Consider the following 10,957-nt stretch of genomic DNA (forward strand, 5'->3'; position numbering starts at 1 on the left):
GGGGATGTCCGAAGCGGCATCTCAGGGAAATGGAGTGTCAGGATTGAGTGTTGCCTTTACCAAGGAAGACAGTGCCGAAACCGCAGCCGAAACGGTTTTGCCGGATCGGGTGATTTCGCCTCATCCCAATCTGGTAACAGAGGCTGGACTGAAAGTGCTGGAACAGCAGCTAAGATTGGCGCGTGAAGCCTGCGAAGCGGCCAATACCGTCGAAGACGTCAATGAAAGACGTCGGCTTTCCGCCAATCCTCTGCGGGACATTCGGTACTTCGCGGAGCGCGTTCGCACCGCTCAGCCGATGCTGAGCCCGCCCGCGAATGGCATTGTCGCCTTCGGCAGCCTGGTGACGTTCAGCCGCGATGACGGGCGAACGCAACGGTTCCGGATCGTCGGTGAGGATGAGGCCGATCCCGCTGCGGGATCGATGTCCTATGTCTCACCCGTCGCGAGGGTGCTGATGGGAAAAACGGCGGGTGATATTGTCAGTCTGGGCGGCAGGGAGATTGAAATCATCGAGGTCGCCTAAAGCGCCGATCAGTGAAAGAGTTTAGCCAATCAGTTTAAAAAGATAGCGACCGTAACTGCTCTTTCCGTAGCGCTCCGCGAGTTTTCGCAATTGATCCTCGCTTATGAAGCCCATGCGATAGGCAATCTCTTCTGGGCAGGAGACCTTAAAGCCTTGACGGCGTTCAAGCGTCGCTACGAATTCGCCCGCTTCCAGGAGACTATCTGGCGTTCCGGTATCGAGCCAGGCGTAACCACGCCCCATCAGTTCGACGTTGAGTTTTCCACGTTCGAGATAGATGCGGTTTACGTCGGTAATCTCCAACTCACCGCGTGCCGAAGGCTTCAGGTTAGCGGCGATGTCGATCACGTCGCTGTCGTAAAAATAAAGCCCGGTCACCGCCCAGTCGGATTTCGGCACGGTTGGCTTTTCCTCGATCGAAATCGCTTTCCTGGAGTTGCCAAATTCAACGACGCCATATCGCTCTGGATCATTGACCTGGTAGGCGAACACCGTTGCTCCGTCCAATCCGTTGATGGCATCTTTGATCATGTCGCTGATACCATGACCGTAGAAGATGTTATCACCCAGGATGAGACATGAAGGCGAGGAGCCTATGAAATCTGCGCCGATGACGAAGGCCTGGGCAAGGCCGTCAGGCGTAGGTTGTACGGCATAAGTCAGTGAAATTCCGAAGCGCGAACCGTCACCCAGAAGAGTCTGGAAGTTCGGTAGGTCGCGGGGCGTTGAGATTATCAATATATCCCGGATACCAGCCAGCATCAGTGTCGATAGCGGGTAAAAAATCATTGGTTTATCGTAGATAGGCATGAGTTGCTTTGAGAGGACGGCAGTCATCGGATGCAACCGTGTTCCGCTTCCGCCGGCAAGTATGATGCCTTTCATGTCGTATTGCTCCCTCTGTTTTGATGAAGTGACTTATGCTCGTAATTCAGCGAGCAATCGTTCGACGACCTGAGCCGTCGAACTCTGCCAAGGTGGTGAAATGATACCGTGCAGTTTCCGCAGTCGCGAGCAATCGAGCCGCGAGTTTGCCGGACGTCTTGCGGGAGTTGGATACTCGCTCGTCGCGATCTTCTTCACCGTCGCAAAAGGGCCATTTCGCAATCGGGCCTGGGAAAATATCTCTTCGGCAAAGTCGGCCCAGCTTGCGGCACCGTCCCCACTCATGTGGAACGTGCCTCGAAACATGCGCGAGTTGTCTGACAGAATATTGGAGGCCATTGTGAGTATGCCATCGGCGATATCGAGAGCCGAGGTTGGATTGCCGATCTGATCATCGACGATTGAGAGGCTGTCGCGTGTTTCCGCCAGCCGTAGCATCGTCTTCAGGAAGTTCTTGCCGAATGGACTGTAAACCCACGCAGTACGAAGGATCACATGCTCTTCCGTTGCAGCGCGAACCGCTATTTCTCCCGCGAGCTTGGAACGTCCGTAAACCCCGATTGGAGCGACGATATCGTCTTCCAAATACGGGGTGCTTTTTAAACCATCGAAAACATAGTCGGTGGAAATGTGAATGATTGGCACGCCAAGCCGGTGGGCGGCCTTTGCAATCTCTCCAGCAGAAAGACCATTCATGCGTGTAGCAAGATCTTCCTCCGATTCAGCCTGATCGACCGCCGTATATGCCGCCGCGGAAACGATAATATCTGGCGACGCCATCTCAATCGCCGCGCCCACAGTTGAAGGATCGGCGAGGTCAAATTGAGGTCGGCCCAGCGAAACAACGTCGAAACGCCCATCAAGCGCGGCACGTTCAGTCAGCGCCGTTGCGATCTGTCCGTATCTTCCCGTCACAAGCAGTCGCGGGCTCATGACGCGAGCTCGCCCTGCTTTTCCATCAGTCCGAGCCTTGTTCCAGAGTAACCTTGCCTCAATGGCTCCCACCACCATCGGTTGTCCAAAAACCATTTGATAGTTTTTTCGATACCGGTGTCGAAGTTTTCTTGCGCCGTCCATCCAAGCTCGACATTGAGTTTGGTAGCATCAATGGCATATCGAGCATCGTGGCCGGGGCGGTCAGTCACATAAGTGATCAGCTGTGAATGCGGCGCACCTGCTGGATTGAGGTCATCCATCAAGACACAAATTCGCTCGACGACATCAATATTGCGTCTTTCGTTTCGGCCGCCCACATTATAGGTCTCCCCAATCCGGCCCTTCTCGGAGATGAGATCGAGCGCGCGGGCGTGGTCCTCGACGTAAAGCCAGTCGCGAACATTGGCGCCTTTCCCGTAGATTGGCAGTGGTTTTCCCTCGAGCGCGTTAAGGATCACGAGCGGAATGAGTTTTTCCGGGAAATGGTAGGGCCCGTAATTGTTGGAGCAATTGGATACTATTACCGGAAGACCATAGGTGCGGGCCCAGGCTTTCGCCAGATGATCGGAAGAAGCCTTGGATGCCGAGTAAGGCGAACTTGGATCGTAGGGCGTCTCCTCCGTGAAAAGATCTTCCTCGCCGAGCGAGCCGTAGACTTCATCAGTGGATACGTGCAGGAACCGAAAGGCTTCTTTTTTGCCCGGCCGCAGACTCGACCAAAAATGACGTGCACATTCGAGTATATTGAATGTGCCTAATACGTTGGTTTCGACAAAATCGCGTGCACCGGTGATCGAGCGATCCACGTGGCTCTCAGCTGCAAGATGCATCACACGCTGCGGACGGAAGGCCTCGAACGCATCACTAATCGCCGAAGTGTCACATATATCCGCTTTCAGAAAACGATGCCTGGGGTGATCTTTAACCGTCCGAAGGGAGGTCAGCGTGCCCGCATAGGTCAGCTTGTCGACCGTCAACACCTCGTAGCCCTTGTCGAGCACCAAGTGGCGAACAACAGCAGAACCTATAAAGCCGGCTCCTCCGGTTACCAGAACGCGCATATGAAGCTACCCTTCCAAATTAACCGACAGAACGCTGTGAATAGGTGAAGAGGGCGCCAAGCTCCGCCAACCTGGGTTGGCGGCGATCTTTGGCCGATAAGACCGCTTTGCTGATTGGGATCGGCCAGTTTATGCCGATTTCAGGATCGTCGTATGCGAGACCGCGATCATGTTCGGGACTATAGTAGTCGGTTACCTTGTAGCTGACTTTGGTGTTCGCCTCGAGTGTGCAAAAGGCATGCGCGAAGCCAGGCGGAACCCAGAGCATTCGCCCGTTATCGGCAGTCAGTTCGGCCGTTACGTGGCGTGCATAAGTCGGCGATCCAGTACGGATATCGACTGCTACATCGAGGATGGAACCCACGATACAGGAGACGAGTTTGCCCTGTGCTTTAGGTTCCAGCTGGAAATGTAGTCCACGGATCGTGCCGGCATCTGCTGACAGGGATTGATTATCCTGGACGAAGTCGAAATTTCCGACGGCCTCCTCGAACAGGCTCTTACGAAAAGACTCCATAAAGTAACCGCGTTCATCCCCGAATTTCTTCGGGGTGATCAAAACCAGTTCGGGTATATCCAGTCGTTCGAAATGCATTCTTCGTCTTCCGCTCGTTCTATTGTGCTTCAGAGATCAATAGGCTTTGTCGTAAACATGGTTGCTTGGCTGTTCTTCCGACCACCGTTTTTTACGCCCACTGCGTACAACATGGGCAATTCCGGGCGAGCGAAACAGTGGGACGTGGAAGCGTCGTGCAAATAACAACAGGCTGCGGATATGTGCCCGGCCGACGAAACTCAAGGGACTTGCTGCGCTTTGACGCTGATGATCGTGGACGAGTGGAAGGCCGGGGAAATAGACAACACGACGGCCGCTCATCCAGGTGCGTGCGCAGAGGTCCACGTCTTCCATGTAGAGGAAATAGTTCTCCTCCATGCCGCCGAGCCGATTGAAAAGATCGCGTCTTATTATGAAGCCCGTTCCCATCACCCATTCGGCATTGAACGGTTCGCCTCTATCTGTTTCCTCGACCATTAAATGCCGGTTTATGCGTTCCTTCATCAACTTGCGAAGTTGACTGAAGCGTCGCGTGGCGATGTCTAGTGCGGAATAGAAGCGGCGAGCGCCGTATTGGCGACTACCGTCTGGATTGATCAAATCCAGGCCAGCAATTCCAATGTCCGGCATGGAGTCCATTTGATCGAGTACAGGCGTCACGCTGTCCATGTCGAAATAGGTGTCGGGGTTCAGTACCAGCAGATAGTCCGCATCTATTCCTGCAGCACCAAAATTAACACCAGCACCGAAACCGCCGTTGATCAGTGACGACTTGATTTCAATATCCGGCATAGCGGTTTGCATCAGGCGCAACGAGTCGCCGCCCGAGCAATTCTCAACCACAGTAATGTTTTCAGGCCTGGCAATGCCCTGTTCCCGTATCGAACTGATACTGCGGATCGTCAATTCTGGTGTACGGAAATTGACAAGTATGACGTGTAGTCTTTGTCGTTTGACCATATTACTCATCATCTTTCCGAATCCACCTGGATGGCGGCTCCCTTCACGAGTTCCCAAAGGCGTTGAGCTGAGACGCCCCAATCGAAATCTTCCCGCCTCTTGCGGCCGTTCGTGATAAGGCGTTGCCGAAGCGTTTCGTCAGATGTGATCCGATCCAACCCTTCCCTGATCTCGTCCAGTGATTGCGGATCCACCAGGAGCGCACCCCCGCCAGCGACTTCCGGCATGGCGGAAACATTTGAGGTCACCACTGGCACCCCGCAGGCATATGCCTCGACGATAGGAAGTCCGAAACCCTCGAACAGCGAGACATAGGCTACCGCCAGGGCTCCTCTGTATAATGGGGGGATTTGCTCGGACGGCAGGCGTCCTGTGAAAATTACACTTCGGTCAACACCAAGCTCAGCGGCTATCGCGTGAAGCTCATCGTTACGATTTCCGGTCAAAACCAGCCTTATCCCCCGGCCAGGCAGGCTGGAGGTCGCATAGGCTCGTATTAGCCGGTCCAGGTTCTTGTAGCTGCGGTGATTGCCGCCGTAGAGGACATAAGGATAGCCAGGGCTATGCTGCGCGCCATCTTCACGGAACATCGGTTCAGTACCGTTATAGACAAGATGCACCTTGTCCGCGGGCATTCCAGACCAGTCTATGAATTCCTGTCTTGTGTATTCTGAAACACAAATTACTGCCGCGCAGCGCCGGTATAGCGGCCGATAGACGAGATCATAATAAGTGCGCTTGGCTTTACCGTAGAAACGGCGATGCGTCAGGTCGTGCACAACGACCACCGAGGGAAGTTTGGTGACGAGCGGCGGTACGAAGCCCGCGCTGAAAAATACACCTCTGCCGCCGCGGCCGGTAAGGGAGCGACTGATCGCGAGCGGTGACAAAGGAGAGCCTATCCGTCCGCGTACCGCAATATCGACTATACGCAAATCGGCCGGAAGCCGGGCTTCAATTTCGGCTTGTACCTTTCCGATGCCCGTTTCTTCAGGCCACCGCCGGTCTGCAAAAACAGTCGTGGTGGGCGCGTATGTGTCACCACTTTTCAGACGCACGTTACTGGTCCCTTGGTTGTTGTGCCGGAGTTAGTAATTGTGTCGTTCGTGCAGGTTCGGGCTATCGGCCCAGCCGCGCAGGCGCTCGTAAAACGCGCAGGCACGGTAACGCGCTTGCCCCAGCTTTCCTTTGGCAAGAGCTGCCAAAGCGCCAGCGAGCGGGCGCCCCGCGAGATAGGCTACGAACCAGAGCGGATACGCCTCCATGCGCATAACCCGCCCAAACCCCCTGTTGTAAAGGCGCCCACGCTTCATCGCCGCCTCGTCGAAAATAGCCAGTGGTTCGGGATGCATGATGCGGAGTGCAGGGTCGTAGAAACCCTTTGCACCCTCACGCAGAGCGCGGAGCAACAGTTCCGTTTCCTCGCCAGCGCCCCAGACAGTACCGGAGCCAACACCTAGATGTTCATTGAACCGGCCCGCTTTGTTGAGCGTCGGTGAGCGGTAAAACGTTGTGTAGGAAGTTTGGCTGATCCAGATGTTAAAACGATTGATGACATGCGGCACCGTACCCCAGCGGCCTTGTGAAGGCTCACCAGTTAGCGTTACGCTCATACCAGTGTAAACGCCCATTTCCTCATCATTGAGGAAGGCTGTATGCACACGTTTCAAGGTATCCTTTGGGTAGATACAGTCGTCGTCAGGAAAGGCAACGATATCGCCGGTAACATGCTCAAGCCCCAGGTTCCGGCCACGCGAAAGCCCTTTGCGGCTGTCCCGGATGTAAATGACCGGAAGACTGCCCTCAAAGCTCTTGACGACCTTCTCCGTACTGTCATCGGAACTCTGATCGACAACAATAATCTGGATGGCCGGTATTGACTGGTTCTTTAGGGATTCCAAAAGCTCGCCGATTTGTCTGGGGCGATGCATTGTGGACGTCACAAGCGATATATTCAAAAGTAACCCTATCAAATATGTATTTTTCTAAAATAATATAAAAATAAAAAAGTAGTCGAATATGAATTGAACCGTAGTCTATCAATTTGTTTCGCTATCGCAAGATGAAGTTTTGCATTGCACCAAAAATATCGGAATATCTTTAATGACGAATGTCCTGATTAACGAACCTTTCGCCATGCGGATTTTATGAATTGCACAACCATTTCACGCTCGGAGGATGAAAGGATCAACACCATATAAATAAAGACCCAGATCAGGCACACGGATTTCAGAGCACCATAATATTCCAGATCACGCCCGAGCAATTCAAACAACGAAACGGGTAGAAGGCAAGGCAGGGCGAGGCCAAGATTCTTCCAGTAAACTGTCGCCCGGCCGGCAGCCCAGTAAAGAATTGCCCCATCGAGAAGGGCACGGAAAACCCACGCGCCAGCGGCACCGACTACGCCAGCATGAGCGACGGAGAAGTACAGAAGCGGAACGAAAACAATAAACTCAATCGTATAGGCAATGGTTGGCACGCCCGCCCTGCCGCGCGACTGAAAGAATGCAAGTGGCATGAATGTCATTGCGTAGAACCAGAATCCGGCCATAAGTATAGTGCCCGGAGGGACCGCCTGTTCGGCAATTTCCCGACCAACCCAAAGGTCCAAGAAGGGCTGAAGCAACACCAGGCCCCCCACGGTAATCGGGGTGACAGCAAGAAACATCACCCGGCTTCCGAATTCGAGTATTTGCCGAGCTTCTTCATCATGTTTGGCTGCTGCGAAGCGGGGAAATAATACCGAGAACCAGCTGTATGGAATAAGCGTGACCCTGATGATCACATTGTAGGGCAGGCTGTATATAGCAACGGCATGCAAGGAGGAAACGGCACCGATAACAAACCTGTCCATGGTGAGCATGAGTTGGTTGATAACGCCTGACACCATCGTCCAGCCACCGAAGCTGAGCATGGGGCGAACATCGGCAGCACTAAAACGAGGTATCCGTGCTTCTGTTGACTGTGATAGACAGTAGGCGAAGAGCAGCAGAAGACCCCCCAGTCTTCCAAGAAGCGCGCCCACCGCCAGCCATGGAAGTTCGACAGAAACCAGCCATCCGGCCAGTAGTGGAGCGGTCTGAAACAAAATAGTACCTGCCGACTGGGCGATATTTAGTTTCCCGAACTGTTCTCGCCCCTGCAGATACCCAGTAAGCACCGACGAAATGGTCACGAGCGGCAAAATAGCCACGAGCGTCAGAAGCGCCTTCCCGATTTCGCCGCTTAGATCAGAGCTGACGGAAAAAATCTGATCAAAGAAGAAGCGGCTGATCCCGTAAGCCACGAGCGCGCCGGCTAGACCACCAACGGTGCTAAGTGCGAGCCCGGTCCAAAAAAAATCGGCCCTCCGATGCTCGTCCTTTTCGCGCGCCACCGCACTGGCGACCGTTCGCCCGAAACCAAAGTCAAAAATGCCGAGATATCCAAGTAACAACCATATAAGGGATAATATACCGAAACGTTCCAACCCGATCAGATGAAGGTAGAATGGTGTGACGATTAGCGTAACTGCCATCGGAACGAGGCCACCGGCTATATTGGCCGAAAGGCCAATTATTAGTCTCGAGCTCATGGTCCCTCCAGGGCTCAAGCGGATGTGACTAATGGCGACCCTGAGAGCCACTTGGAATGATATCGATGGAGTTTCCTGTATTTGTTATTGCGATCGTCGAAATATATCGGCTTTGAAAGCAATGATGACAAAATCATGCCGTGCAAACGATCAGTCCTGACGCTTTCAAACTTCTGAAAGTGTTCGACACCGTTATTGATCACCCCGTCCCTTAGGAAGTACCAGGCCTTGTAGCTGGGAACCCATCGCGGGAGGGGATTTAGACGCCGCCAGACGCAAAAGATCTGGTATAAAGCCCTGTCTCGAGAAGATTGGGTGTCATCCCAATCGAAACCGGCTTTTGCGATGGATGGATTGTTGTCTCCCTCCAAGTCCACACGCACCTGTTGGAGTTCACCAGCCCCTCCAGTATGAAGAAATGGGAAAAATTCCGCGTTTTCCCAAAGTTCATGGGCCATATCGGGCAATACATCACCCGACACGCCACTTGTAACCAGAAATTCAAACGATTCCTGGTCTCGCACGAATAATGTCAGATTGTTGTGTTTGCTGAATTTTTCGGCTGCTTCTTCGTACTTTTTGCGATCGCCAAACTGAATCGATTGTGGAAATACAATTGCTTTAACGCCGCTATATCGCTCTAGCAGTGCTTCACGAAGCTTTTGGTGATGCGGCCAGACATCTCCAAAACTCCCACCTCCATGAAATGCCAAAATTGCACCGTCAGCGACGTCTTTGTCGAGCTGGGAGATGCGTCTTCCGAGTATAAACTCGTCAGATTCATAATAATATTTCCCGAGATCCCCGATTGCGTAGCGACTTATTACATTGATATTGTATTTTGAAAAAAAAGCTTCGGTACCAATGTTAATCAGCAGGTCGCCTGTGTTGAAATGTGCGGGGTAGTCAATGTAGACAATCTTCGATCCAACCCCAATACATTCATTAATCGTCGAGAGCTTGGATTTAAGATCCTGCATTACAGTAGCATGCGCTTGGATCTCACTATGAATTGGTGCCGACATGGCTTATCATCCGTTTTGTAAAGATTTATGAGAAACAATGAATAAAAAAACTCTCTTTCGCATATGCGAAATAAATCGCTTTGGCCAGATAAATTTACAGCCGATGATTTAGCGTGAAATCTGTCTCGAAGAACTGATCTGAGCCTGTTTCCGAGACGTCAGCCAAACCCAGGAAAAATTTACTTATCGTAGCTGCGCGAATTTCCGCACCATCTCTTCTGGATGTGTCGATCGCTCAGTGATTTGTCTTGCCCGTACGGGAGCAAGCCGTAGAAACCTATCCTGCGATACCAAAAATCCCATGAAAAAATAGACCAGTTCGGACTGGTGTAGCGGGTTAAGCAGCGATAGCGCTGCAATCGGCGCCAACACCTTGGTGGCGGAGTTTCCTACTCCGGCGAAGATCACTAACCACAGAGCAAAGCCGAACGGGCCAGCTATAATCCAGAGGTCAAGCGGAACGGAGAACACCGAGTTTGTGCCCTCTCCCAGCCCTTTTACCACGATCCAGGTGTTAGAGAAAAACGCTTCCACAAACCCCAAGCCGTAGCCTATCGGGTTGGCTCGTAACAGATCGAGACTAACGGTGAACGCAAGCCCGCGTTCTTCCTCAAGTTTAATTGCCAATTTATCGCCGGTGAGTTCTTCCGAAAAGATTGACAGGTAAAACATTGCGCCGATGATGACAGGTAGGATCCTTATCCACAAAGGCAGTCTTGACTGTAGGAGAAAGACGATCCCAACAGCTACGAACGTCGTCTTCGAACCAGACAGAAGCATGACGGCCACGTTAAGGCCGAAGAACAGCAAGAACCCCCAGTTGCTGCGGTTCCTCATGAGTAGGACGTAGGAGAACAGGAAAAAATAGACGGCCAGCCAATTACGCTCTCTAAACGTCCCATGCAATGCGCCCTGTCCAAAGCTGATTTCCTCATAGATCACCGGTAAATGCAGCGCTTGCACCGAGTATTGAAAAATGAGGAATATAAATAGGAAGCTGTAGCCAAGTGGCAGTGCGCGGTCACCGAAACGCAACCCCAGCCATTTGCCCACCACATAAAAGGCGGGATAGAAAAGCATGAATTTGATGACCTGATCCATTTCCTTTATGCGCGTGTAGTCTTGCATGAAGGTCAGTGCCAGCGTGAAATAGATGAAGGCCGTATAGACGATCAGTTCCGCTGCCGACACCCTTGGTAGATCATAGAACAACATCATCGCAAACGCGATCAATACCCAGAGATGGGCAGGCTGCGCAATTGATAACCTTACGACCTGGAGCGGCATTAAAAGCAGGCCAGCGATCAGAATTATCTCCAGGAGGCCCATTCGTCGCTTGGGGATCGCATTGCGTGTTTCCTTTTGCGGCAACGACCAAGGCCGACGGTAGGTGGTATTCACCCATGTATTCCTTTAAAAATGGGGCGCATC

At 52.6% G+C, this 10,957-nt stretch carries 11 protein-coding genes; 1 reads left to right on the forward strand and 10 read right to left on the reverse strand.

What is annotated here, in order from left to right; genetic code table 11:
* Positions 1 to 43: 43 nt before the first annotated feature.
* Positions 44 to 526: a transcription elongation factor GreA gene (gene greA, locus RS75_RS03430; protein WP_045017428.1), complete on the forward strand. Its 483-nt coding sequence runs from the start codon at positions 44 to 46 to the stop codon at positions 524 to 526.
* Positions 527 to 547: 21 nt separating this feature from the next.
* Here the strand turns inward: greA and rfbA are convergent, their stop codons facing one another.
* From rfbA to RS75_RS03480, 10 genes are all read right to left on the reverse strand, one after another.
* Entirely contained in the window at positions 548 to 1,411 is an 864-nt protein-coding gene (gene rfbA, locus RS75_RS03435) for a glucose-1-phosphate thymidylyltransferase RfbA (RefSeq protein WP_045017431.1), read from the reverse strand.
* Between the two features lie 33 nt (positions 1,412 to 1,444).
* Complete coding sequence (gene rfbD / locus RS75_RS03440) at positions 1,445 to 2,344, reverse strand: dTDP-4-dehydrorhamnose reductase (RefSeq protein WP_045017433.1); 900 nt, start codon at positions 2,342 to 2,344, stop codon at positions 1,445 to 1,447.
* Positions 2,341 to 3,408, reverse strand: coding sequence for a dTDP-glucose 4,6-dehydratase (gene rfbB, locus RS75_RS03445; RefSeq protein WP_045017435.1), 1,068 nt, complete (start codon positions 3,406 to 3,408; stop codon positions 2,341 to 2,343). The genes rfbD and rfbB overlap by 4 nt, the downstream gene beginning before the upstream one ends.
* A 19-nt stretch (positions 3,409 to 3,427) precedes the next feature.
* Positions 3,428 to 4,003 (reverse strand): dTDP-4-dehydrorhamnose 3,5-epimerase, encoded by a 576-nt coding sequence (rfbC, locus tag RS75_RS03450; protein WP_045017437.1) that lies wholly within the window; start codon positions 4,001 to 4,003, stop codon positions 3,428 to 3,430.
* Positions 4,004 to 4,039: 36 nt separating this feature from the next.
* Positions 4,040 to 4,933, reverse strand: a complete 894-nt coding sequence (locus RS75_RS03455) for a glycosyltransferase family 2 protein (protein WP_200893612.1) — start codon at positions 4,931 to 4,933, stop codon at positions 4,040 to 4,042.
* A complete protein-coding gene (locus RS75_RS25400; protein WP_084686414.1) occupies positions 4,933 to 5,982 on the reverse strand; it encodes a glycosyltransferase family 4 protein in 1,050 nt (349 codons plus the stop codon). The genes RS75_RS03455 and RS75_RS25400 overlap by 1 nt, the downstream gene beginning before the upstream one ends.
* 30 nt (positions 5,983 to 6,012) lie before the next feature.
* A complete protein-coding gene (locus RS75_RS03465) occupies positions 6,013 to 6,867 on the reverse strand; it encodes a glycosyltransferase family 2 protein (protein WP_267884603.1) in 855 nt (284 codons plus the stop codon).
* A 176-nt stretch (positions 6,868 to 7,043) separates the two neighbouring features.
* Positions 7,044 to 8,501, reverse strand: coding sequence for a flippase (locus RS75_RS03470; RefSeq protein ID WP_052679649.1), 1,458 nt, complete (start codon positions 8,499 to 8,501; stop codon positions 7,044 to 7,046).
* A 14-nt stretch (positions 8,502 to 8,515) separates the two neighbouring features.
* Positions 8,516 to 9,526, reverse strand: coding sequence for a polysaccharide pyruvyl transferase family protein (locus RS75_RS03475; RefSeq protein ID WP_084686416.1), 1,011 nt, complete (start codon positions 9,524 to 9,526; stop codon positions 8,516 to 8,518).
* Between the two features lie 183 nt (positions 9,527 to 9,709).
* Positions 9,710 to 10,927, reverse strand: a complete 1,218-nt coding sequence (locus tag RS75_RS03480; RefSeq protein WP_152643104.1) for a hypothetical protein — start codon at positions 10,925 to 10,927, stop codon at positions 9,710 to 9,712.
* Positions 10,928 to 10,957: the final 30 nt, after the last annotated feature.

Source organism: Rhizobium nepotum 39/7, from assembly GCF_000949865.1.
Lineage (GTDB): Bacteria > Pseudomonadota > Alphaproteobacteria > Rhizobiales > Rhizobiaceae > Agrobacterium > Agrobacterium nepotum.

What these genes read in the sequence shown, in the direction of transcription:
- rfbA (WP_045017431.1), bottom strand. Translation starts at nt 1,411, where the DNA reads ATGAAAGGCATCATACTTGCCGGCGGAAGCGGAACACGGTTGCATCCG.
- rfbD (WP_045017433.1), bottom strand. Translation starts at nt 2,344, where the DNA reads ATGAGCCCGCGACTGCTTGTGACGGGAAGATACGGACAGATCGCAACG.
- rfbB (WP_045017435.1), bottom strand. Translation starts at nt 3,408, where the DNA reads ATGCGCGTTCTGGTAACCGGAGGAGCCGGCTTTATAGGTTCTGCTGTT.
- rfbC (WP_045017437.1), bottom strand. Translation starts at nt 4,003, where the DNA reads ATGCATTTCGAACGACTGGATATACCCGAACTGGTTTTGATCACCCCG.
- RS75_RS03455 (WP_200893612.1), bottom strand. Translation starts at nt 4,933, where the DNA reads ATGAGTAATATGGTCAAACGACAAAGACTACACGTCATACTTGTCAAT.
- RS75_RS03470 (WP_052679649.1), bottom strand. Translation starts at nt 8,501, where the DNA reads ATGAGCTCGAGACTAATAATTGGCCTTTCGGCCAATATAGCCGGTGGC.
- RS75_RS03475 (WP_084686416.1), bottom strand. Translation starts at nt 9,526, where the DNA reads ATGTCGGCACCAATTCATAGTGAGATCCAAGCGCATGCTACTGTAATG.